General features: G+C 43.1%; 19 protein-coding genes. 9 read left to right on the top strand and 10 right to left on the bottom strand.

Going from position 1 to position 25266, the window contains the following annotated elements; genetic code table 11:
* Positions 1 to 185 precede the first annotated feature (185 nt).
* Positions 186 to 452, top strand: a complete 267-nt coding sequence (gene yfaE / locus JMX82_RS01300; protein ID WP_045446158.1) for a class I ribonucleotide reductase maintenance protein YfaE — start codon at positions 186 to 188, stop codon at positions 450 to 452.
* Positions 453 to 593: 141 nt separating this feature from the next.
* Here yfaE and JMX82_RS01295 read toward each other — a convergent pair whose 3' ends face one another.
* Positions 594 to 1922, bottom strand: coding sequence for a S1C family serine protease (locus JMX82_RS01295; protein ID WP_201539027.1), 1329 nt, complete (start codon positions 1920 to 1922; stop codon positions 594 to 596).
* A 315-nt stretch (positions 1923 to 2237) separates the two neighbouring features.
* On the opposite strand from JMX82_RS01295, the gene JMX82_RS01290 reads away from it, so the two are divergent.
* Together JMX82_RS01290 and JMX82_RS01285 are read left to right on the top strand one after the other, a co-directional pair.
* Positions 2238 to 3071: a Nif3-like dinuclear metal center hexameric protein gene (locus tag JMX82_RS01290; RefSeq protein WP_201539026.1), complete on the top strand. Its 834-nt coding sequence runs from the start codon at positions 2238 to 2240 to the stop codon at positions 3069 to 3071.
* Positions 3072 to 4172: 1101 nt separating this feature from the next.
* Positions 4173 to 5381 (top strand): transglycosylase SLT domain-containing protein, encoded by a 1209-nt coding sequence (locus JMX82_RS01285; RefSeq protein ID WP_201539025.1) that lies wholly within the window; start codon positions 4173 to 4175, stop codon positions 5379 to 5381.
* 140 nt (positions 5382 to 5521) lie between these two features.
* Here the strand turns inward: JMX82_RS01285 and JMX82_RS01280 are convergent, their stop codons facing one another.
* The 3 genes from JMX82_RS01280 to JMX82_RS01270 form a co-directional block, all read right to left on the bottom strand.
* Positions 5522 to 8521 (bottom strand): LysM peptidoglycan-binding domain-containing protein, encoded by a 3000-nt coding sequence (locus JMX82_RS01280; RefSeq protein WP_201539024.1) that lies wholly within the window; start codon positions 8519 to 8521, stop codon positions 5522 to 5524.
* Between the two features lie 350 nt (positions 8522 to 8871).
* Positions 8872 to 9366: a nuclear transport factor 2 family protein gene (locus JMX82_RS01275; RefSeq protein WP_060490899.1), complete on the bottom strand. Its 495-nt coding sequence runs from the start codon at positions 9364 to 9366 to the stop codon at positions 8872 to 8874.
* 445 nt (positions 9367 to 9811) lie between these two features.
* Complete coding sequence (locus JMX82_RS01270; protein WP_201539053.1) at positions 9812 to 11095, bottom strand: CNNM domain-containing protein; 1284 nt, start codon at positions 11093 to 11095, stop codon at positions 9812 to 9814.
* A gap of 552 nt (positions 11096 to 11647) precedes the next feature.
* On the opposite strand from JMX82_RS01270, the gene yajC reads away from it, so the two are divergent.
* From yajC to JMX82_RS01240, 6 genes are all read left to right on the top strand, one after another.
* Positions 11648 to 11977, top strand: a complete 330-nt coding sequence (gene yajC, locus JMX82_RS01265) for a preprotein translocase subunit YajC (protein ID WP_045446152.1) — start codon at positions 11648 to 11650, stop codon at positions 11975 to 11977.
* 584 nt (positions 11978 to 12561) lie between these two features.
* Positions 12562 to 14439, top strand: a complete 1878-nt coding sequence (gene secD / locus JMX82_RS01260; protein WP_201539023.1) for a protein translocase subunit SecD — start codon at positions 12562 to 12564, stop codon at positions 14437 to 14439.
* Positions 14440 to 14448: 9 nt separating this feature from the next.
* On the top strand, positions 14449 to 15708 hold the full coding sequence (secF, locus tag JMX82_RS01255; protein ID WP_201539022.1) for a protein translocase subunit SecF: 1260 nt from the start codon (positions 14449 to 14451) through the stop codon (positions 15706 to 15708).
* Positions 15709 to 15905: 197 nt separating this feature from the next.
* Positions 15906 to 17321 carry an MATE family efflux transporter gene (locus JMX82_RS01250; protein WP_201539021.1) on the top strand — a complete coding sequence of 472 codons (1416 nt, stop codon included), beginning with the start codon at positions 15906 to 15908 and terminating at the stop codon, positions 17319 to 17321.
* Positions 17322 to 17463: 142 nt separating this feature from the next.
* A complete protein-coding gene (locus tag JMX82_RS01245) occupies positions 17464 to 18195 on the top strand; it encodes an AzlC family ABC transporter permease (RefSeq protein WP_227676245.1) in 732 nt (243 codons plus the stop codon).
* Entirely contained in the window at positions 18185 to 18550 is a 366-nt protein-coding gene (locus JMX82_RS01240; RefSeq protein WP_201539020.1) for an AzlD domain-containing protein, read from the top strand. The genes JMX82_RS01245 and JMX82_RS01240 overlap by 11 nt, the downstream gene beginning before the upstream one ends.
* 275 nt (positions 18551 to 18825) lie before the next feature.
* Here JMX82_RS01240 and purF read toward each other — a convergent pair whose 3' ends face one another.
* The 6 genes from purF to gspL form a co-directional block, all read right to left on the bottom strand.
* Positions 18826 to 20361 (bottom strand): amidophosphoribosyltransferase, encoded by a 1536-nt coding sequence (purF, locus tag JMX82_RS01235; protein WP_055124190.1) that lies wholly within the window; start codon positions 20359 to 20361, stop codon positions 18826 to 18828.
* 317 nt (positions 20362 to 20678) lie between these two features.
* On the bottom strand, positions 20679 to 21176 hold the full coding sequence (locus tag JMX82_RS01230) for a CvpA family protein (RefSeq protein WP_045446136.1): 498 nt from the start codon (positions 21174 to 21176) through the stop codon (positions 20679 to 20681).
* Positions 21177 to 21312: 136 nt separating this feature from the next.
* A complete protein-coding gene (locus JMX82_RS01225; RefSeq protein ID WP_201539019.1) occupies positions 21313 to 22347 on the bottom strand; it encodes a quinone-dependent dihydroorotate dehydrogenase in 1035 nt (344 codons plus the stop codon).
* A 182-nt stretch (positions 22348 to 22529) separates the two neighbouring features.
* The gene (locus JMX82_RS01220; protein ID WP_227676244.1) at positions 22530 to 23075 is read right to left on the bottom strand and encodes a DUF4870 family protein; all 546 of its coding nucleotides are present in this window, start codon (positions 23073 to 23075) and stop codon (positions 22530 to 22532) included.
* 165 nt (positions 23076 to 23240) lie between these two features.
* Positions 23241 to 23816 (bottom strand): type II secretion system protein GspM, encoded by a 576-nt coding sequence (gene gspM / locus JMX82_RS01215; protein ID WP_201539018.1) that lies wholly within the window; start codon positions 23814 to 23816, stop codon positions 23241 to 23243.
* 65 nt (positions 23817 to 23881) lie between these two features.
* Positions 23882 to 25138: a type II secretion system protein GspL gene (gspL, locus tag JMX82_RS01210; protein ID WP_201539017.1), complete on the bottom strand. Its 1257-nt coding sequence runs from the start codon at positions 25136 to 25138 to the stop codon at positions 23882 to 23884.
* Between the last annotated feature and the right edge of the window lie 128 nt (positions 25139 to 25266).

Genomic DNA, 25266 nt, shown 5'->3' with positions numbered 1-25266 from the left:
GTGTTCATTTAAAAAATAGTTTTTAAAAGAGTATATAGTCGTTTCCATATAATTTAGATACAAGGAAGGCGAGCGAAAGTACTACAAATAGTAGACTAAGCGAGCCTGACACCGTATCTGATTTATATAGGATTGACTATAGTTTAGAAAGTACAGAATGATAGGGAAACAAACAGGATAAGACTATGACTTGGGTAATGACGAGTAAGAAGCAATTTTACTTGCATGATGACGAAAGCTTGCTGGATGGATTGCTACGCACTGGACATGATATCAATTATCAATGTAAAGAAGGCTATTGTGGCAGTTGCCGAATAAAGCGTATCGCCAGCTCACACGTCATTGACTATCCGTTTGCGCCCCTTGCCATGATTGATGAAGACGAGATCCTGCCCTGCTGTTGCCGTGTGCAGGGTGTGATTTATATCAATCACGAGCCTACTATAGAGTAATACTAACAACAGTAGTGCTAAAAAATTCGAAACAAAAAGCGCGTTATCTTCAAGATAACGCGCTTTTTTACTGTCTATAAACCGTTCAAACCATTTTGATTAAGCTTATTTTGATTGAGCTTTATGTGATGAAGAATGACCTTATAAAGGCGCGCCATCTCTTTCAAACAGCTGCAACAGCTCTTCACGCATACGGTCGCGCTCGGCTTCTGACATCATCGGCACGTCTTGTCTCTCACCTTGTAAATTTGGATCTTCTATACCACCAACATTTTCATCAAGAATCATGACCGGACGTTCCATCGGCTCTTGCGCTGGACGCTCTTCTAACAGGATTTTAACTTGGGCATTTTTGCCACGGCGTAATATTTGCGCATTCAGCGTGGTATTCGGTGCTTTACGAGCGACATACTGAATCAAGGTATTGGCATCCGTCATCTCAACACCGTCAATCGTCAAAATAATATCGCCGATACGCAGACCACTCTTAGCAGCAGGACTCTTAGGAACAACATTAAGCACTTCTACCCCAGTCGAGGTTTCAAGCTGCGTTGGGTCACGTAACTGTGACTGTATCTCAATCCCCAACCAACCACGGCTCACCTTACCATCTTTGATAATGGCATTCATCACTTGCTCAACGATAGCGGTAGGAATAGCAAAACCGATACCCATAGAGCCGCCAGAGCGTGAGTAAATGGCAGTATTAATACCAATTAATTCACCAAAAGCGTCAACGAGTGCGCCGCCCGAATTACCTGGGTTAATCGCTGCATCGGTCTGGATAAAGTCTTCAAACTTGTTGACCCCAAGCCCAGTACGTCCTGTCGCTGAGATAATCCCTTGCGTTACCGTTTGACCGACACCGAACGGATTACCAATCGCTAATGCGACATCGCCAACTCGGATAGGTTCTTTACGAAAACCAAGTGGTGCCAAACCGGTCATATCTACTTTAATCACTGCCAAATCACTGTCTGGATCTGTACCAACGATTCTAGCGCGGCTCTTACGACCATCATTAAAGGCGACCGTAATTTCATCGGCTTTTTCGATCACATGGGCATTGGTCACGATATAGCCATCTTCTGAGACAATCACCCCAGAGCCTAAATTGGTATTGCCCTGCTCTTCTGACGGTGCACCATGGAACTCAAAAAAGCGGCGCAACACAGGATCATTCATATAAGGATGTTCTGCCATCGTTTGCGTGGTGTAGATATTCACGACTGATTGTGAGGCGCGAGCAACCGCATTATGATAAGAAGAAATCGCTGCGGGTGTATCAGAAACCGGTGCTGACGCTTGCTGCTCAGCAGGCATGGTTCTGGGCGGCTCCCATGCCTGCTCTGATGCCGTCTTCATACTCGCAAACAACCAAATAAATGCGGCAATCACGACTAGCAATAAAACCCAAGGTAACCATTTTAATACAGACGCCTTGCTGCTGGTGTTCCGAGATGACGACATATAAAACCTCTATAAATTTGATACAAACAGACGAAAATGAATAAGGTAAGAAGCATGGTATATATTAGGACGCATTGAGCAGCATTTAACAAACGTTCACAGTCCACTAGATGGTTGTTTTTTTGCACTATCTATACGGCACGCTTACATGTATAAATTATAACCGCCAATACTACCCAGTTGTAACGTATCGTGTACCATTTCAGTGAGTAGGATTGTCTATCCTACTGTAGCCACATGTTAAAATACTCATTATCAAAAGCCATATCTTAGCCATAAATGCTTGCCCCACTGAATCAATTATAAGGGAATACCATGACCACACACAATATCGCAACCGAGCCCTCAGATACCGCCATTACCGTTCAAGCACTGACCACATTCTGTGATGACTATTTATCAGCAGATGCTTTTAAAGATTATGCCCCTAATGGTTTACAAGTAGATGGGGGTCGACCTATCAAGCGCATCATCACTGGTGTAACGGCTTGTGAGGCGTTGATTGATGCGGCTATTGCTGACAATGCAGACGCCATTATGGTGCATCATGGTTATTTTTGGAAAGGCGAACCTGCCCCCATCACTGGTATGAAAGGTCAGCGTATCCGTAAACTTATGCAGCATGGTATCTCTTTGATTGGTTATCATCTACCGCTCGATGCCCATCCCGTCATTGGTAATAATGCCAAGTTGGCTGACGCATTAAACATGACCGTTATCGGCGCTTTATACCCTAGTGAGTCGCATCCAGTGGGTAATATCGCCACTTGTACCCCGCAGAATGCTCAAAGCCTCATTACTCACATTACCCAGACGCTAGGACGATTGCCATTGCATATCTCTGCCAATTATAGCGCACCGAATAGTACAAGCGCTCATATCGATAATAACAGAATTATCGAACACGTGGGCATTTGTACGGGCGGCGCACAAGATATGATCGAACAAGCTGCATTGATGGGCTGTGACGCCTTTATCTCTGGCGAAATATCAGAACGTACCACCCATATTGCCCGTGAGCTAGGCATTGATTATTTCGCTTGTGGACATCACGCGACAGAACGCGGCGGTATTCAAGCACTCGGTCACATAGTTTCTCAAGCATTTGGTATACCCGTGACCTTTGTAGATATTGATAATCCTGCTTAAACTGTTTCCTCAACTCTACTCATAGCTATCTAATAGCTATCTAAATTTAGAATAATTTTCGGAAAACAAGGCTAATAAAAATCAGTATGGTTGCCCAATAGGCATGATTTTTGCGGCTGCAATTTTCAATAGTGTATCAATAACAAGGGGCTTTTTAACCGTCTATAGCCCAATTGTTAAGTTTTATCGCTAATTTCTTAACCACACTTGAATAATCCAAGGAATATCCGCATATTAATATCTGAAGAAAGAATGTCTTGTCATGAGGCTTCCCATTTATTACAGCTTCCGGTTATGGTACTTAAATGAGTATAACCGCCTAAAATCTCACTATGTTGTGTAGCTATTGAGGTCATATAGATAACGAGGTTTTGGACGATTTACTAATAGACACACTGTGCGTGATATATTTTCAGCAGCATGGTATGTCTTGATTTAAGTGTCGCGATACTGGGTTAGCAACCGCTGACTGATAGAATGTTTGAGTAAATCTTCTATCATTTTTTTATTAGTAATGAAAATAGCGACTTGCTTACCCTTATTGCTGGACAAAAAATTAATCACTGTTGACTCTATTACAAATGATTTAAAGAGGACATGGTCATTAATATCAGCACAGAAAAGCTGAGTGCATACGCACCCCGCTCATTCTTTGTTTTGTCTCAATAACTTAGTTCATGACCTTACCTATGTTTAATATATAGTTGTTTTATTCTTAGCCCCATCTATGCATCGATGAAGGAATCATCCGATTTATATCCTTCGCGGTGTTATGCGTTCATCATTTTGTATTGATACTTTATATCGATATTTTATATTGATACTTTATATCGATGTTTTATATTGATATTTTGAGAGATTTTTTAGCCCTCTTACCTGATACACCGAATACGCCAGTAGATAACCAGCTAATTAAAAACTGCACCGCTACATCTGATAAAAATTCATTAGCGGCACTATTATTAAATAAGATGACGACGCACTTATCCTATTGAGAAGTGCATGGTTGTCTAAAATGCGACATCGATGTATGACTACTTTATAAGCATACATTCACAAGCGTTTTACGGTAAGCAGGATGGCTAAAATCAGGAGACATCCATGCAGCGTATTACTTATCGTGTGAAAGTATCTGCGCAAGGGGCTAGACGCCGTATTTCTTATTTACTGCGTCCATCTAAACGCCTACCGAACACTAAAAGTAACATCGTTTCATCCGTTACCCCGACGACATCGAGTCGTTTTTCTAGAACCAAAAAGCTGGCGCAAGTTTCTAGTATTGCCCTTCTCTCTTTACCTGCTGAGAGTCTGACGACGATGCGTGCGCCAGTGCCAGCCTATGATAACGTCATGCTAGAAAGCACGTTAACCATCGCTGCCGTCCCCGGTGACAGCACTTATTTTGCGACTGACGGTTTTCAACATGGCTTTGGTTTTGATTTGGTACGTACTTATGCTGACGAGCTTGGCGTTGATATCGATCTAAAAGCGTATGCCAATGAAGAAACTGCTCTAAAGGCGCTGAGATCGGGCGAGGTAGACATGGCATTGACAACGGCCAGTACACAGTTAAAGAGCAAGTTTAACTTATCGTCTATCAACATCAGTTGCGGCTATGACGCCAGCTTAACAAAGAATGGTTTACATCCAAAAGTCAGTTGGACGTTCAATTCATCCAATGACCCATTATCACAAAAAGCCAGTTACTTTTTATGTGACAGCATTAAGCTGAAAAACACACAAAAACTTGCTGCCTTTTACAATCAAAACTTGCTAAAAGACGCCTATAGCCAAGATCATTTCCAAAAAACGTTGACTGAAAAACTGCCTGATTATCAATCGTCTTTTGAAGAGCAAGCACGCAATTATAATCATGATTGGGAATTATTGGTGGCCATGGGTTACCAAGAATCACACCTTGATGCCAATGCCGTATCGCCAACGGGCGTGCGTGGGCTTATGATGTTGACCAATAATACAGCCAAAGCAATGGGCGTCTCAGATCGCGTCGATCCCTACCAAAGTATCGGCGGCGGCGCGCGTTATTTAGAGCAAATGAAAGATGACTTTGCTGATGTGCCAAAGACAGATCGTATTTGGTTTGCGCTTGCCGGCTACAACATGGGACCAAATGCAGTCAAGAGTATTCAGCGTAAACTGCGAGATCAGGGTATTGATGATAAAAGCTGGGCGAACGTTTATGCGTACTTAGCTGATAATAAAGCTGCCAATAGTCGTTATGGTCAAGCGATGCATTATGTTAGCAATATTAGAAGTTATCTTGAGACTATCAAAACTCAAACCGTCTAGTTGATAAATATTATTAAATATTTTGAGAATTGAATGTCACAGATAAAAAAAAGCTGCTCTTATAAAGAGCAGCTTTTTTGTGCAGAATAATCTGTCTTAATCGTATTTACTTGGCTATTATTTCACTAAGCCGCTTACTCTTAACGATTAGGTACGGTCAAGCGCTGACCGCGCTGTAGCATCGTATCCGCCGCGATATTATTCATCTCAGCCAACTCTTGCGTAGAGACGCCATATTTACGTGCTAAGCCAATCAAACTGTCTCCTGACCCAACGGTGTAGCTCACTGTGAGCTTTGGTACTTTAAGCGTTTGCCCACGCTGTAACTGGGCATTGGTCGCGAGATCGTTGGTCGCAGCCAAGTCGTCTATCGAAACACCAAATTGACGTGCCAAAGCAATCAAACCATCACCAGATTTAACTTTATAGCTCTCGGTGTTGCCCAATTTTTTGCCACTGCTCGCTGTGCTAGTCGCGGCAGTGCTACTAGCCGTACTACTGCTTTGGTTATTGCTACTAGAGGTCACTACAACGCTGCCACTGGCAGGAATCGTAATCGTACGACCGAGTATCAAATTAGAGTTGGTTTTCAGGTTGTTCGCTGTTGCCAAGTCACTAAGACCGATATTATAACGTTGCGCCACGCCTGTTAACGTATCGCCTGATTTTACTTTATAACTGACAGTTTTATCATTTAGCTGACGATCAACCAATCCTTTAGACACGGGTACTTTGATGGTTTGACCACGTTGTAAGCGTGCTTTTGCATCAAAGTTGCTATTCACCGCCGCAAGCTCAGCTGGACTGATACCTACGCTATTGGCAATGCCGATCAAAGTATCGCCAGATTTTACTTTGTAATTGGTGGTTGCCACCGAACTTGAGCTGCTGTTACGGCTACTAGCGCTTGAGGTGTTTGCTGCATCGAAATCGACACTTGCAGGTACTTTTAGCGTTTGACCAACATATAGTGAGCTTGTAGTGCTCATATTATTGAGGCTGGCAAGTGTATCAGTTGAAACATTGAACTGACGTGCGAGAGCAATCAAGCCATCGCCCGCTTTTACTTTATAGTTCTTAGTAACGGTGCTTGATTTACTTGGCTTGGTCGAGGGAGCGGCAGGTGTGGTCACTGGCGCAGTCACCTTACCTGGTATCAGCCATAGCTTTTGACCACGTAGTAGATCCGCTCTACTACTCAAATTATTGTAGGTTGCCAACTGAGTCACCGATAGACCAAAGCGGTTAGCAGTACCAATCAGCGTATCGCCACTTTGTACTACATAGCTCTCTGGTTGGCTTGCTACGGTATTGTTAGCTGTGCTCAACGGTTCGATGGTTTTTGCATTGTATAAGTATAAGGTACTGCCTGATAGCAGCTTAGAGCTGGCATCTATTTGATTCCATTCAGCGATATCGCGCCAACTGACACCCGCACGACTGGCGATATTAGACAAGGTATCACCACGCTTAACGGTATAAGTGGTACGTGCACCTTGGGGTTTTGGCTTGCTTACTGATGTTTTTGCAAAGCTAAGCTTTTTCTCTTCGCCACTGGCTTCTAGAATAGACTGCTGCGTCTGTACTGCGGATAAATTAATATTACCATCAGCATTGATTACATTGGTTTCAGGCGTGTTACTGCGAATTTGATTGGCAATAAAATCACGCTCTTCTTTGCTCAATGGTGGTTCTTGGACAATCGTATTATTCTGTGTAATTTGAGCAGAGGTAGTCGGTAGACTGTTGCTGCTTTTTAGCTCAGCATTGATCTTGTTGGTTTCTGCCGTACTCAATGGTGGCTCAGTACGCACCGAGGCATTATTACTGTAGACAGAGCTGCTAGTAGGCGTGACTGACGGTGATATATAACTGGTCGTTTGCTGCGGCACACTAGCGCTTGCAGCATAATCAGCCAAGGCGCTACCTGTCGATGGTAATGAAGAGCCAGTATAGGGTTTGTTATTATAGCTTGGCGTCGTGGTCGTGCTACTTGGTGTGCTTGTATTACTCGATGCCAGTATATTGCCCGTACCATTGCCTCTCAATGAGCTCAATTTAACATCGGTATTAAGACTCACATCATTAGGAATAATAATACGCTGGGGACCAGAAGAATCAACACGCCCTGACGTTAAGGCCGTATTTAGCCTTTCTAATTCGTCGTAGCTCACGCCTGTCATTTGCGCAACTTCAGCTAAGCTAACACCATAGTTCACTGGCACACTACGGAAATGCTGACGGTTGGCAATAGCTGGCAAATAGACACCATACTGCTCAGGCTTGGCAACAATTTCCGCTACCGCCAAGAAACGAGGCACGTAGTTCATCGTTTCAGTAGGCAATCTCAGAGACCAATAATCTGTCGGTAAACCCTGAGCTCTATTAGCATCAATGGCCTTTTGCACGCGACCAGGACCCGCATTATAAGCGGCCAATGCTAACTCCCAACTGCCAAACTGGTTATGCAGTGCGGTCAAGAAGTCATAAGCGGCGCGAGTTGATTCGATGACATCACGGCGACCATCATAGGTACTACTTTGATTCAAACCATAAATACGACCCGTACTTGGAATGAACTGCCATAAGCCTGCTGCTGCTGCACTACTGGTACCACTTGGATCGTAAGAGCTCTCAATAACAGGTAATAAAGCCAGCTCTGTCGGGATATTACGACGCTCAGCTTCTCGTACAGTGTGATAGATATAGCGACTGGCACGTGCAGTTAAACGGTTTAAATAGTCTTGTCGACTGGTAAACCAGCTTTTTTGCCCTTCAATACGCTGATTATAAGTCGGCTGACCGCCATTCATACGATAGCCAGCACGTAAGCGACTCCATAAATCACCATACTGCTGAATAGCAAGTTTGTTGCCTTCCACCATAGTCATGTCAGTGGCTTCGAGTAAATCGGCTAACTCATCCAAACTATCTGCATCTAAATATGCCGTTGAATAGTCCGTACTGCTGCTTGCTGCAGGCGCTTTAGTAGCTGGGCGTTTAGTAATAACAGATGAGCTATTGGTCGCACCCTTTTTTACCGCTGAGGTATTGCTACAAGCACTGATAAGTAGAGTTGATACCGCAAGCGTCAATGGCAACGCAATAAATGAGTGAGATTTTGATAGCACAGTAGACATGATATTGGAAGTTTCCTAACGACAGAAAGTGATAAGATAAAGTTGCTTGCTAGTATAGTATGCAATGTGAAGCAAAGACCAGTCTAATATAAAAAGATAATCATCATAAGTTGAGTCAATTTTCAGACCATTCACGAAATGCAATCAATCATTTAATTATTCAACATTGTGAATCTGCATAGCTATTAATGATGGAATGCTTAGCTTTCGAAGAGCCTGATTAATGCACTATCTTATTTGATTATCCACTGATCAAGACATTTCTTAATCAATGCTTATCCATTAATACCTAATTGTTAATAATGTCTAATTGCTGACTAGCCAGTACTGAGTTATTAGTCGAGTAACGATTAATTAATCGTTACTTGTGATACGGCACGTAGCAGCACCGCATTACCAGTCGATAACGTCAGCGTCACTCTTGAGGTAGTGACAAATGAGACATTTTTACCATCTTTTACCCAGCTCTCATTGGTCGTGACATTGGCTTTGGCCTGATCGCCCGTAATAACGATGTTATCCACAGAAATATCATAACGGTAATTAGAGGTGTTATTCCAACTATTTTGCAACAACTTCAAATAAGCATCTTTATCTAAACTGGTAGACTTACCTTTTCTAGATAATGAAATCAGTGCATCGTCAGAGACAAGACGCGCGACCTGATTGACATTTTGGCTATTCGCTGATGACTTCATTGCTGCTATATAGTTCTGCACCAAAGCTTCGGTCATGGCTGCCGCTTGTGCACTGATACTCACAGTACTTACAACGGTCACTACCGCCGCCACGCTGGCACTTTTTAGCAATAATGCCAAAAGCCCTTTTCCCCATAATCGTTTCATCATAATCCTTAGCAATGCTGTTATCGTTGTTGCCATCTTTTGATGACTAACGTTTTTTATTGATTAAATATAGTAGTCGTTTATTACTCATTAACATCGTGATAAATGAAGCAAGCACTGGCTAGCGTGTGCCCTCTTCATTCTACTTGTGAAAAATATCTGTTTAATCATCACCTACTTATTAATGATGACAGCGTACTTTTACCATAGAGTGAGACTATCATTCAATTCTCACAGCTATGTGACACCCTGTGTAATTATTGCGAATACTAAAATACCAATCATATGGCACAATTATTTCTGAAAATATGAGTCACTGCCCATCTCTACTATAAATAAAAAATATACTAACTGAGCCACTTACGCAGTACACGACTCTGTTTTCGCCCTAATTTTAGATCGCTTTCTGTCAATCCAATCTCAATTTAATAAGCCAAACGGAAGCTTACTTAGCGTCCGTACTATTATCTTCGTATTGTTGTTCATCATCACTAAGCTTCATACCCAATCGCTCTACTCGTCTGTCCATCATTTGTCGAGCCAGTGCTTGCATGTCTTCGACGCGGTCTATTTCATCTACAATCTCAAGTCCCAATAAAGTCTCAAAGACATCTTCTAAAGTAACCAAACCTTTGACTTCACCATACTCACCGACTGTAATCGCAATATGAATACGGTTTTTTAGCATCAGCTCTAACAAATCAAACAGTTTCATTTTTGAAAAAACAAAAGTAATGTCACGTTTAAACTGAGTCAATGGCTTGTGCATCGCATGGTTTACTTTTGCTAATAACATGTCTGTTTTTAATACAAAACCTGTGATGTTATCTAAGTCACCATCATAAATTGGCAGTCGTGAAAATGTCAGTTTTGGGCGATCAACCAATAATTCAGCGACTGTTTTGTTTTCTTCAAACGCCAACATCACCGAACGCGGGGTCATGATATCTTCGACTTTAATCGCACCAAATGCCAGCAAATTGCGAATAATGCGCGATTCTAATGGGTCAATCTGTCCTGACTCTTCACCGATACTGGCAAGTGCCGCAAATTCACGACGACTGAATGCTTGGGGTTCTTTGCCACGTACTAGCAATTTGGTTAACTTTTCTGATATCCAAATAAGTGGATACAACAGCAGAATAATGCCTCGAACGAAATAAGCGACCATACCGCTTAGTTGACGCCAGTACAGTGTCCCAAGCGTTTTTGGAATAATTTCAGATAAAAACAAAATCGCCAAGGTCATAATGGCAGAAAACAGTCCAAACCATGCACTACCAAACACAATCGTGGCTTGGGCACCAGCACCGATAGAACCTAATGTATGAGCCACTGTATTCAAAGTCAAAATAGCCGCCAATGACTGATCGATGTTATCAACCTTTAAGCGTCTTAGCATATTTGCTTTTTTCGGATTGCTTTCTTGAACATCAGCGATATAAGACGGCGTCATGCTCAGTAATGCAGACTCAGCCAATGAACAGACAAACGAGATACCGATGGCGACAACCACAAAAAGTATGAGTAATAACACACTGATCGCGGTCGGCTCTGCTAAAGCATCAGCGGCAAAAGCTGGATATGGCAATAGCAGCATCGCCGTCAGCGCTAATAACCCAGCAATTGAATTGGTACGACGAAGACGCTTTGAATAGCGTGATGTCGGAGGAGGTTTAGCAGACGCTTCTTTACAAGCGCGCGGACGACACAAACGAGGTACAAACATAAAAGTGGTAAACAAGTTAGGTAACCTAAACAGAAAAAAAGTAAAAGGGATAATAATATAATGAGCAAACGATACTAAGCTATTAAAGGCAAACAACAAAACAAACATGATTAATTAGCTATTAGTTATCTGCTAAAACGATGGTAACTCGCTGCTCAAAACTGATTTAGCAGCAGATAATAGGATCTATTATATACTAATAAACCGTGTGCTAAATGCAGGGAATTATTGCCATTTGATAGTAGCATTGATGATGCCATTTCACAATAAGACGCTATTGTTAAGTCTTTGTTTTTTGGTATCCTTGACCATACCTTTTGCTACGCTACTACTACCTAGCATCCATTCGCTGCTTGAATTTTGTTATACTCTCAGCGCTTTGGCGTCACTTATATGATGTGGTAAAAATATTGCTGCGAAAAGTAATGACCGCTAGCATGCCATTACCTTAAGAAAAACATACTCAGCCTATGATTAACAGTTACCAAGTCTGGGATTTTTTGTTACTATGCGTTTAATTTTATTATTATCTATGACTTACTGAGAGAAATTATGTTGTTATTTATCCAAGCTGCCCATGCTGCACCAGAAGCTGCTGGTGCTATGTCACTATTTAGTCAAATACTATTGCCTGTTGCCTTTTTTGCGATTTTTTACTTCTTAGTGATTCGTCCGCAATCTAAGCGTACCAAAGAACATCGTGCCATGGTCAATGCATTGACTGTCGGTAGCGAAATTATTTTTGCTGGTGGTTTGATGGGCCGTATCAAAGCCATTGAAGGTGACTATGCGGTGGTCAGCCTGAACAATAATACTGATGTCAAAGTACAACGTGCTTCTGTTATTTCAGTGTTACCTGCTGGCACAATCGAAAGCGTTTAATGATTGATTGAAATATTAGTCGCGTTTTATTGATGATTACTAGGGCATGTCCTCATTTTAAAAATGGTGGTAAAAATGAAATAAATTGCCGTTAAACAAGGAAAGTAGCGCAAATAATATCGAGATATTAATAAGCTATTTGACGATGTTTGGCAAAATTTAGCCATTTTTAGCCCATTTAGAGGGTAATCGATTGAATTGAGGACACGCCCTCATCTTTCATTAATAAATATAGTGATTAATACAGTGCCTAAGAATGACCGTACCTTATTTACGGTCATTTTTCGCTATAGAGCAATGATGTAAAAACAGTCTCATAGAGTATAGACAATTTATGTTTATGCTTTTGACCATGCTGTCTTTATTGGTTTTATCAGTGATATTTTGCTGACTATATATTTTTGATGACTATATAAAGATACGTCTGTATTATTTGCTCTACTGTTTTACTATCATCGCGGATGATCGCAATGGTGCATGATGACGACTGCTAGATACAGCACTCAACCATTGCTATCGCTAACTTCCCATCTGCTAACTTGTGGCCTACGTCGCCAGTCGTTTATCAACCTAAAGAAGTGATTATGCAATATCCCGCTTGGAAATACTTACTTATTGCCGTCGTGCTAATCATTGCCGGTCTATATGCTGCTCCTAACCTCTATCCTGATGAACCTGCCGTGCAGATTACAAGCGCCGCTGCAGGCACACAGCTGTCTGAAGGTATCTTGACTGAGTCTCAAAGCTTGCTTGAAGAGGCTGGCATCAATAACCACGATGGAACCTTTGAGGGCAACAGTGCACTGGTACGTCTTGACAATCCAGTCGATCAGCTCAAAGCTCAGGAAGTACTGCGTCAAAACCTAGGCGAAGACTATGTCGTCGCGCTTAACTTGGCGCAAACGACGCCGCAGTGGCTACGTGATATCGGTGCAAAACCGATGAAGCTCGGCCTTGATTTACGTGGCGGTGTGCGTTTTGTACTAGAAGTCGATATGGATAAGGCGCTTGAACAGCGTTTGACCAGTGCCAGTCGTGACATGCGTCGCGAGCTACGTGCTGAGCGAATTGCGATCAAAGGCATTAAGACCGAAGATCGAAGTGTGGTATTACATTTCGCTGATACAGATGCTCGTAACCGTGCACAGAATGTTTTGCAAGGCTCAATGGGCAATACGTTTAGCTTGCAATCCTCTATTGATGAGCAAGGTCCTGCACTGATTTTAGCGTACAACGATGCAACGCTTAATGAAATCAATAGCTATGCGGTTAATCAAAACTTGACCACCCTTCGCAATCGTATTGCTGAGCTTGGTGTGACTGAAGCCTTGGTGCAATCACAAGGTGCCAGTCGTATCGTCGTCGAGCTTCCTGGCGTACAAGATACTGCTGAGGCAAAACGTGTCTTAGGGCGCACCGCAAACCTTGAGTTCCGTATGGTTGCGGAAGACAGCGAAAACTATACGGGCGGTATCCCTCCAGCGGGTACCGAAGCTTTCCCGTTTGAGACACTTGATGGTCCGCCGGTACTGCTTGAACGTCAAGCGATTGTCACTGGTGATAAAGTCACCAATGCTCAAACTGGTGTGGATGAAAGCGGCTCTCCTGAAGTGAGCATTACTTTAGATAGTGCTGGTGGTAAGCTCATGCAAAATGCCACTCGTACCGCCGTTGGCAAACAGATGGCAGTGTTGTTCATCGAAAACAAGCAAAGAATCACTTACGAAGAAGATCCAGAGACTGGCGAAACTGTCGAAGTTAGAACACCTTATGCTGAGACTAAAGTCATTAACCGTGCCAATATTCAAGCGGTCCTTGGCTCATCTTTCCGTATTACTGGGCTAGATAGTAGCGCGGAAGCTGCCGAGCTTGCACTACTGCTACGCTCAGGCGCACTTGCCGCACCGATGTACTTTGTAGAAGAACGCACTATTGGCCCATCATTAGGTCAAGAAAATATTGATAAAGGTCTATTCTCTACGCAGGTTGGTTATCTATTAGTCTTTGCGTTTATGATTATCTTCTATCGTCTGTTTGGTGTGATCGCCAACGTGGCGCTGGCCGTGAACGTTATTATCATCATTGCTATTATGTCAATCTTAGGCTCTTCACTTACCTTGCCTGGTATTGCCGGTATCGTTTTGACTATCGGTATGGCCGTCGATGCCAACGTACTAATCTTTGAGCGAATACGTGAGGAGCTAGCAAACGGGGTACGGCCAAAATCCGCCATCGTGGCAGGTTTTGATCGCGCCTTTAGTAGTATTTTCGATGCCAACATTACAACCTTATTGGTCGCATTTATCCTATTTGCGATTGGTACTGGTCCGATTAAAGGCTTTGCGATTACGCTCGCTATTGGTATTGTCAGCTCACTGTTTACCGCGATTTTGGTCACACGTGCGTTGGTACAAATTGCTTATGGTAAGCGTAAATCTATCAAACGTTTGAGCATCGGTTAGGAGAACATTATGGCGATCGATAAGAATAACCCTTTAGAACAGCAGAACAATCCAGATCGAAATGGTTCAGGTGGCTCAAACAGCGAGGTAAATAACGACAGCACACGCCGCCGTAAAAAACCACGCCGTGATGGTAAAGGTAGTAATACCAAAGCCAACAACCCGACTACCGCTAAATCAAAAAAAGACAAAGCTCTGAGCAGTGGTAAGGATGCGGGTAAAGACAGTCAAGCACTGGCCACCCAAGCAGCCAATCCTGATGTAGAATCAGGTGATGCCGCTGATGATGCGGCTGCAATCGCTGAAGGCGGTATCAAAGCCGTTGGCAATCAGCGTATTATTCCGTTTATGAAGATAGAAAAGCCAATGGCACTTTTATCTCTATTGATGGTTATTGGTAGTATCATTGCGATTGCAGTAAACGGTCTAAACTTAGGACTTGATTTTACGGGTGGTGTGTCCGCAGATGTGCGTTACGAGCAACCTGTCGAGCAAGTTGAAGTCGTACAAGCATTGGCCGATAATGGCTTTGATGATGCCGTGGTACAGTATCTCGGTACGCGAGAAGAACTCCTCGTACGCCTGCCGCCACAGTCTGATAACGTAGATGGCCTTAACAGTAGCCTGACTAAAGCATTAACCCTGCCTAATAATAATGTTGAAATCAGTAACGTTAATATTATTGGTAGCCAAGTTGGTAACGAAGTCTACTTAAACTCAGTCATGTCGCTGGTATTAGCATTGCTCTGTATGCTTGGGTATGTCGCTTTACGTTTCCAATTCAAGCTGGCACTGGGCGCGGTACTATCGCTGTTCCATGACGCGATTGTCACCATCGGGGTCTTTGCGTTATTTGGCTTCCCGTTTGACTTAACCGTATTGGCTGCTATTTTGGCATTGATTGGTTACTCATTGAACGATACGATTGTTGTTTATGACCGTATCCGTGAAAACTTCCGACGCGTTCGCGGTATCACGCCGCGCCAGACAATTGATTTGTCTTTGACAGAGACGCTGCGCCGTACCATTATGACCATTTCTACTGTTTTACTGGTCGTACTTGCCATGCTATTCTTAGGCGGTGATGGACTATATTGGTTCTCAGTAGCGCTCTTCATTGGTCTGCTTGCTGGTACTTACTCATCAACGTATATTGCAAGCTCGATTCCATTACGTATGGGTCTATCACGCGATGACTTTATTGTGAAAGTAAAGCCTGAGTTTGAAGAAGAAATTGTCACGTTTAATGATCCAAAAATGTTTGAATAAGTGTTTAATGGTATTATTTAATTTATATAAATTTGACTATAAAGTCTGCCATAAATAACAGTAGTAACGTTTAAATCAAAGCACCTGCCTCATGAATAATGAGTCTAGGTGCTTTTGTCTTTGTAGCTGTGTTTGTCATAAATAGCAAATATTCTACGCTCAATCCTTGTTGGGTTTTAAGTATAAACGAGCCAAAAATGCCAATGACCACCTCGCCACCTAGTGCTATGCCACCGATTGATACTCGCTATACACGTATCATTGCTATTGCGTTGCCCGTGTTATTGGCCAACCTAGCCATGCCACTACAAAGCGTCATCGATACCGCAATCGTGGGTAACATGAATGACACGGCTAAACTTGCTGGGATGGGCTTAGCGATACAGTTATTGTCTTTATTGCTCGTGAGTTTTAACTTTTTGCAATATGCGTCTTCTGGGCTATCGGCTCAAGCGCTAGGACAATCGGTCAATCATGTTGATAATTCTACTCATACCACAAGAGCGTCAACCCCATCACCCCTACTATCAATCTTGCAACGTGCCTTGTTATTAGCGTTTGCTATCGGGAGCATTCTGTTACTGGCAAAGCCTTGGTTGATAGATTTTGGCTTGCAAGCCCTATCAGCCAACCCCGAAAGTGGGCAAGCGGCAAAGACTTATTTGGATGTACGCTTTTGGGGCGTCATCGCTGAGCTAATGAACTTTGCCTTTATTGGTTGGTTTGCTGGTCAAGGTAAGACTCGCTACATGCTTTACCAGCAAGGCTTTATCGCTATGCTGAATATCATTCTAACCTTGTTTTTTGTCTACGGTATGCAGATGGGCTTGGTTGGGGTGGCGTTAGGAACCACTATTGCCTTTTGGCTAGGCGTGATACTAGCGTTGTGGCTCAGCCGTCAGCATTTGCAAATATCTTGGCAAGCCTTATTCACTGTCAACAAGCAACATTTTTCTAAAGACAGAATGCTTAGGCTATTTTCATTAAATAAAGATATTTTTATCCGTACTCTAATCTTGACGTTGAGTTTCGCTTGGATTACCCGCTTGTCGGCTCAAAGTGGTGACGTCATCCTAGCCGCCAACGCTATTTTGCTTCAAGTATTAAGTATCTCAGCATTTGCTCTCGATGGCGTGGCGGTATCGGCTGAAACATTAAGCGGTCAAGCAGCAGGACGACGGGATTGGCCACGTTTTCGTACTATCGTCAAGCGCACCGGTATCGTCAGTTATGGTCTAGCCATAATGTTAAGTGCGATATGGTGGCTTGCGATGCCAACATATTTGCAATTTATGACCAATATCGAGTCCGTTTTTACGCTGGCATATGAGTACCACCTTTATGCAGTATTACTACCTCTCGTTGGCGTTGGTGCCTATTGGCTAGATGGTATATTTTTTGGCTTAACTGCCGGCAATGTGATTCGTAACGCAGCTTTGATACTCGCCGCTATCTTTTTTCCACTCAGCTGGGTGCTCTACCAACAGTGGGATATGACTGGTATTTGGCTAAGCGTGTGGTGTTTGTTATTACTTCGGCTGATTATTTTGGGTGGCTTCTTGTACCGAGCTCATCAAACAGCCAGCTATGAAAAGCTCCAGCCGACTGTGTAATGTTCTTTCGATCCAGTGTGTTTTTGCTAGGGTGTTTTTGCCATTGCTCGGGCTAGGCTTCATTTTAAAACCAGTTTTCTAACATTAATCTTTCCGCAAAATATTAATAATAACCAAAAAACAGCAAAAATTAGGATGTCATGTGACTACTCATTCAAAAGAATTACATCAACAGCATGAGACCAGCTACGACTGGGCGGCGGGGTTCAAAAAAAGCCTACCTGTGGCGATGGGCTATTTACCTGCGGGTATCGCCTTTGGTGTGCTGGCACAAGTTGCTGGTATCCCTGTGTGGGCAACGATTATGTTGAGTATTGTACTGTATGCGGGCGCCGCTCAATATGCTTGTTTGCCGATGCTGAGCGCTGGTTTACCGATTGGTAGCATCGCAACCAATATTGCCGCTATTAATTTACGTCATGTATTTTATGGTATGCCATTATTGCAATACCTACCAGAACATAAGCTTGCCAAAACCTATTGCCTATTTGCCCTGACTGATGAAACTTTCTCTGTTATGACCAGTTTACCTAATGAGTCAAGACAAGCGTTGATACTACCATTGAGCTTATTTAATCAAAGCTGGTGGGTACTAGCGAGCACGGTTGGTGTCATGATCGGCAGTACTCTGAGCGATTTAGTACCACATTTGGATTTTGCCTTAGTCTGTCTGTTTGCAATCTTAGCTTATGAGCAGTTCCAAAGTATCAAACGTTATTTCCCCATTGCTATTGCTGTCATTTCTTTAGCGGTGGCATCCTTATTTACTAGTAATTGGTTGTTATTGGTGGCAATCACCATCTGTATGCTATTGATTTTAGCTCGTGGGTTTTGGACGCAGCGTAATATGATGGGAGCCAACAATGACCAATAGTTACCTTATTTTTGCAACTTTTGCGATGGCCGCCGTGACCTTTATTACCCGCGCGCTACCCGCCTTAATACCCAGAAAGTTGTTAGACACACCTTGGCTGCATCGGCTCAATGAGAGCTTGCCACTATCAGTCATGGTATTGCTTATTTTGACCAGCCTTTCTTATCAAAATTTATCGGCAACGACTGGGCTAAATAGTGCTGAACTACATTTATTGATGGCACAAATTGGTGCCCTTATTTTGGTGTTGTTCGTTTATCATATCAGCCGTCAGCTGTTGGTCAGTATGGTCGTTGGCATCGCCGCCATTAATGGCTTACTATGGGTATTTACCAATTTTTTAAGTGGATACTAGAAAACTGATAAACACGTGAATGGATAACAGCTTCTATAGTCAAGGAATTTTAGAATCGCTACAAGGCGACCGACCGCAGATAGTACACTGAGTACATCTAGGGCGGGTAACACCGTAGCGGTTTAAAAGTGCTCTGACTATAGTTCATATGAATAATTTTAAACCCTGTAATTGAACTATATTTAAAATAAAAAAAGGCTGGATTCTTATGAGAATCCAGCCTTTTACTTTCTAAAAGTGCTGCAAAAAACTGATACTTTTAAGAAATTGAGAGCTTAAAGCTCTTCGACGCCCATCATATCAACTGGGGTATCAGCCACTATTTGTACGCCTTTTTTGCCCGTCTTGGCAGTGTCATTGCGCTGCTCTTGTAGATGCTCAAGATACGCTTCATTGATCTGCCCAGTGATGTAGCAACCATTAAATACGGCACAATCAAAACCTTCAACTTTGCTGTACTTGGTATCTTTTACTGCATCAATCAAGTCGTCCAAATCTTGGAAAATCAATCTATCAGCACCAATGATATCGCGTACTTCTTCTACCGTATGACCTGAGGCAATAAGCTCACTGCGTACTGGCATATCGATACCATAGACATTTGGATATTTAACTGGTGGCGCGGCGCTAGCAAAAAATACTTTATTCGCGCCAGCATCGCGTGCCATTTGGATGATTTCATGGCAAGTGGTACCACGAACGATAGAATCATCAACCAAAAGAACGTTTTTACCTTTGAACTCAAGTGGTACGGCGCTGAGTTTTTGACGAACTGATTTTTTACGTTGTTGTTGACCTGGCATGATAAAGGTACGACCGATATAGCGGTTTTTCATAAACCCTTCACGGTACTTAATATTCATTTTTAGTGCCAGCTCCATCGCTGACGTACGCGAGGTATCCGGAATAGGAATCACCACATCGATATCGTGATCTTCGCCCCATTCAGCAAGGATTTTATCAGCCAGCTTTTCACCCATACGTAAGCGTGCTTTGTAAACTGAGATGTTGTCCATGATAGAATCTGGACGGGCAAAATACACATATTCGAAGATACAAGGCGTGTATTCTTGCTGCTCAACACACTGATGGGTATGTAATTTATGATCTAAATCAATGAATATGGCTTCGCCAGGTTTTACATCACGGATAATACTAAATCCTGATCCTGTCAGTGCAACTGACTCTGAGGCAACCATATACTCGGTGCCGCCATTCGGTGCCATGCGCTTACCGAAAATAAGCGGACGAATACCGTTTGGATCACGAAATGCGAGCAAACCATGACCAGTAATCAGAGCGACCACGCCATAAGCGCCTTCGACGCGACCATATACAGCCGTGACTGCTTCAAAGATATCAGCAGGCGTTGCTTTGGTTTTACCCAAGTTTTGCATTTCATGGGCAAGTACGTTTAGCAATACTTCTGAATCTGAATCGGTATTAAGATGTCGGCGATCTTCGATGTATAAAGACTTGGCCAAACTCTCAGCATTGGTCAAGTTACCATTATGTGCAAGAGTAATACCATAAGGTGAGTTGACATAAAATGGTTGAGCTTCGGCACTGCTTGACGTGCCTGCTGTTGGGTAACGGACGTGACCAATACCGAACTTACCAACCAGTTTCATCATATGACGATTCATAAATACGTCACGTACCATGCCATTTTCTTTACGTAGATAAAGTCGTCCATCTTGCAAAGTGACAATACCCGCTGCATCTTGCCCACGATGCTGTAGCATCGTCAAACCGTCATAAAGAATCTGATTGACTGGTTCGTGAGCTGCAACTCCAATGACTCCACACATAATAGCTATATCCTATTTTGACTCATTAATTAGTACTACAATAGTGGCAAGACTGCTAACAGTAGCTTATCAAAAATGCGTACTGTTACTCACCGACGACCTGATGATTGTTGTTCAGAATTTAACGAATATTTATCTTTTGACTATTAACAAAATGCACTATTTATTGGCATTTGTGATCTCTAAATGCGATTAAATAATTTTTTATCAAGGATAACTTACCAAGAGGATATGATAGAAACGATAAACTCTAGCACCATAAACCTAAGCTATCAGCATCGAATCATTGAGACATTAAAGGTTAACCGTAAAAATACTTACGACTGATTGACTTGATCCCAAGCCATACCTAACACATCTGAGACCAACGCTTTACCCATCGGGGCATAAGGCAATAGCTCAGGTGCGAGCACTGACGTTTGCCATTGTGGCATTTGCACCAGTAACGGCGCACTGACGCTAAGCACAACTAAGACCATCAGTACATTTTTAGCAGCACCCAGTACACCACCTGCCATTTTGTCAACGACACCCAAGCGTAAGGTTTTAAGCACGCCTGAAAATACAAATGCCACTAAGTGCATGATTGCCAATATGATTATCACTACCAATAAAAATGCCATTGCCATTTGTAAAACAGGGTTTTGTACCATGCCTGATAGTTGCGGCGAAACCACTCCTGCCAAACGCGTGGCAGCAATCAAGGCAATAAACCAACCGACTAAACCAACGGCTGTTTTAATCAATCCGACTTGAAAGCCGCGCCATAAGCCGATCAAAACAACAATAGCAATCACGATATCCAGACCACTCATGTTCTACGCCTCATACCTTATTGATTTTTATCTGATGTTTACTTTCGTTTTTGTGACACATTAATCTTTGATGACTCAGCTCAAAAGACAGTCGTCTTGTGTATCTGATAGGTAATGAGCTAGGGACATTAATCCGCTATAGCTCCATCGCGTCGTAATAGCCACCGATTGCTTGAATACAAGACTGTACCAGCCCAGGACCACGATAAATGAGCCCCGTATAGAGCTGCACCATATCTGCACCCGCTTCGATTTTTTTGACGGCTTTTGCACCACTGTCAATACCGCCGACGCCTATTAAAGCGACTTTACCATCTAGCTGATCGGAGAACTGTTGTAAAATTTGGGTACTAATGTGGCTGACTGGGCGACCGGATAGACCACCTGCTTGCTCACCATCAGGTAAATCTTCAACACCAACACGGCTCAACGTTGTATTGGTCGCAATCAACCCATCTATCTCAAAATCGAGCAATTGCTGCGAGATATAGTCCACTTGTAGCGGCTCTAGATCAGGCGCAACTTTCAATACCAGTGGCACATAAAAACCATATTCAGTGGCTAATTGGCTGTGACGATTTTTGATCGTATGCAAAAGCTGGGTCAGTGCCTCACCACTTTGTAAATCACGCAAATTCTTAGTGTTTGGTGAGGAGATATTAACGGTGATATAGGAGGCATGCGGATAAGCACGCTCTAAACAATAGACATAATCATCGGCGGCTTGCTCTACTGGCGTATCGGCGTTTTTACCAATATTAATCCCAATATTGCCTTTGTATTGACAGCGCTTGACGTTTTCGATCAGATAATCGATACCTTGGTTATTGAAACCCATTCGATTGATGATAGCGTCCGCTTGCTTGATTCTAAACAACCTTGGCTTATCATTGCCTATTTGCGGTCTTGGCGTGACCGTGCCCACTTCTATAAAACCAAAGCCCAGCTCAGCCAACGCATCAATATAATCACCATTTTTATCCAGTCCTGCCGCTAGGCCGACCGGATTGGCGAATTGCAAGCCCATACAGTCTGTGGGCTGCATTGACTGACCGTATACCAAACCTAAAACACGTGCTTTGTGAGCTTTATCTAATAAAGATAAGGTCATCTCGTGGGCGTGCTCTGGATCCATCTTAAACAAAAAAGGGCGAAGTAAGGCATAAGACATAGTAATGGCAGACCCTGCTCGAAAGAAATAGTGAGTGAATAGTGCGAATAAAATCAAGCGCTGCGATTATATCAGCTTAACAGAAATAAGAGCAAAGTTTCATGCGCTAAATTTCTGTATTAGAGTGCTAATAGTTATACCTACATATTGGCTAAGGAACTGACAGGTGTATTCTACAGTCCCTAAGGTACAGGACGACCATCCGTCAGGGCTATCCAACCACGGACGATACGATAAAGATGCCATATGAAGGTAAAAATCATGATTAGCAGGCCAAATACCGCTAATAATACCGAACCAATGGCAATATTATTGCTATCAGCCAGCATACTGATGCCAAAACCCCCTAATGCAAAGGTAATGATAATAATGCCTAAGAAGAAAAATACGATGCTATACCAAAAGGTTTTAATCTGCCAATCAAAATGCGTGGACAACCACGAACCCTCTGCATCATGGCGCTTCGCATAGTTCATCACAATTGGTACAACCCACAGTAATCCAGCGGTAAAATAGCTGATTACGTATAAAAAATAAGTAATGTGATTATAAGTGATTAAAGAACGGCGCTTACCAGTGCTCATATTGTCACTCGCCCCATAGCTCTGCCTTTGCTGAGTCATTTCATGATCAAATGCAGCTTCAACTGACGCATTACTCTGGTGTTCAGCAGTTCTGGTCTGCTGATGGCTATGCGTGTCAGGTTTGCGATCAGAAGATTGATTCATCTTAAATATCCATCTCTGGCTGTGTGATAGTTAATTAATTGTGTCAAACGTGCAATTTTTCAATGACGCTAATGACAAATGGTTATTTTAGAAACTGATGATCAGTTAATTTGGGGCAATAGTAGATAAGGAGTAAAATACTTCCAGTTTCCACAGCATATCGATTTATGAGGTGACAGTCGCCTGTACTTGAATGGCTTTGGTAATCAAGTCTTGCTGTATCGATAGCTGAGTGAACTGCCAACCTTGCTGTTCGAGTTTGCCAAGTGCGGTGCTGACCACCGCTTGACTGGCATGATTGAAGCTCAGTTGCACAGCATCACCCGTCGCAACGACTTGAGCGTTGGCAATACCTGAGTTGTTTAACAATGCACTGATAATATTGGCAGGTGGCATGGCGGCTTCACCATCCGCCGTGTTTGCCGCATTGATCGCATTACTATCGATATTGCCAGCTTGGGCACGCAACCAAAAGTAATCCGCCACTTGCTCTTGATAGTCGCGCTTACTGTCATTTGCCGCTTGATGAATACTATAACCACCATAGCCCCCAATGAACAATAATAAGAAGATAGACAGTACGGCCAGTGCCAACTGATCACGCGGCGAAAGTGCCTGCCAGCGTAACGATAGCATCTGTTGAAAATTATTTACACGCGTTGACAGCACATTGGTTCCAATACTGTTACTGGTCTCTGACGTGATGTTGTTACGTTTGGTGCGGCGCTGCAATCGTTTCATCTTCCAACCTTTTTGACTTTTATTACCACTGCCTATTTATTACCGTTGCCTAGTTGGCAAATAAATTATGATGCCGCTACATTGGTTTGCGTCGTGTCATTATTTTCTACCATATTCACCGTAACTTGACCACTAAACTGCCCTTGCTCATTACTGTCTACCTGTGCAAGCTTGGCATTTAAACCCTGCGCAACAAGTGTGCTCGTAAATTTATCAAGACTATTACGATCAGGGGCAATCAAGGTAAAGCTGAGTGCTGATGGCTGCATCACTAACGCTTGTGCCCGCAGTGAAGACTGTTTGATTAACGGGGATATGCGAGTCAATGCTGCCATATGAGAGGCTGGTGCTTGGCTGTCACTGCGCAGCTTTGGTTGCAATTGCACTTGCAGTTTGGTGCGCGAGCTTAATGGCTCGTTTGGAAACCAAGCTTGATACTGCGCCGCAATCTCAGCTTTGGTCGCTACCGCCGCCTTATTATACTGATACCACTCCAGGCCATCGGTCGCCATCTGTAATACCAGTGCCGATAACGCGACCATCGCTGCCACACGCAAATACGGTGAGAGCTTTGAGTCCGTTGATTTAATAAAGAAGTTAAGCGCGTGACGCTCAGGGCTGTCAACAGGCTTGGGCGTCGTGGTCAATGTGGTTAATAATAACTGGTGATCTGCAACAAGCGCGGCCGTTTCTGTCATAAAGCTCGTGGGCATTGCCGAATTTGTTGGCTTTGAAAAATCATCTAAAGCCGTTATGGGCGGCAATATATTCACTTCACTTAAATGCGGGAAACGTTCAAAAATCAAGGGCAAATAACTGACAGCCATACCTTGTCGCAATGACTGACGCAGTAGCATGGTTTGCTCATCTTGATACAGTGTTACTTGCTGACCTGCCCCTTCATCCGGCGTTGGCAGCAATAAAAAATCAGGCAGTAACGCCGTTATGCTCATGCCAGCAAGCTTAGCACTCTGCTGCCATGACTCGATATCGCTTTGCGCCAGTGCATACAGTTGGTGATTATCGGCTTCACTGATTTGCCGAATCGCCAATTGCTCAACAGGGGTCAAGGATGTCTCTTCAAACAAATATTGCTTGCCGCTATTGCCTAGCTGTTTAAGCTGAGTCGCATTCAGCTCAGTATCTACCTGCAATATATGGCTTGATGGAAAATATAGACACAAAGTCTTCTGCGCATTGGTTTTATAATTACCATAGATCGTTTGCAGCTGTTGCCAACCATCAACCGTTTGCCATTGCTGAATATCTTCATGCCAGACAGCTAGCGGGCTATGCTGCGCTCGTAACCAAACATGTAACACTAAGCGTGTCCTTAATTATTAAAGCTGTTTTAAAGGTAGGATTCAGACAATTTCATTCTTTAACCAGTTTAACACCACTAAGCGTCAATAGACTAAGTGCCAACAGTATCACTGACGATTCGACCTAA

It is taken from the genome of Psychrobacter sp. 1044, from assembly GCF_904846525.1.
Classification (GTDB): Bacteria; Pseudomonadota; Gammaproteobacteria; order Pseudomonadales; family Moraxellaceae; genus Psychrobacter.
Note: the sequence above shows the minus strand (reverse complement) of the source record. Positions and strands in the feature narration are given on the sequence as shown.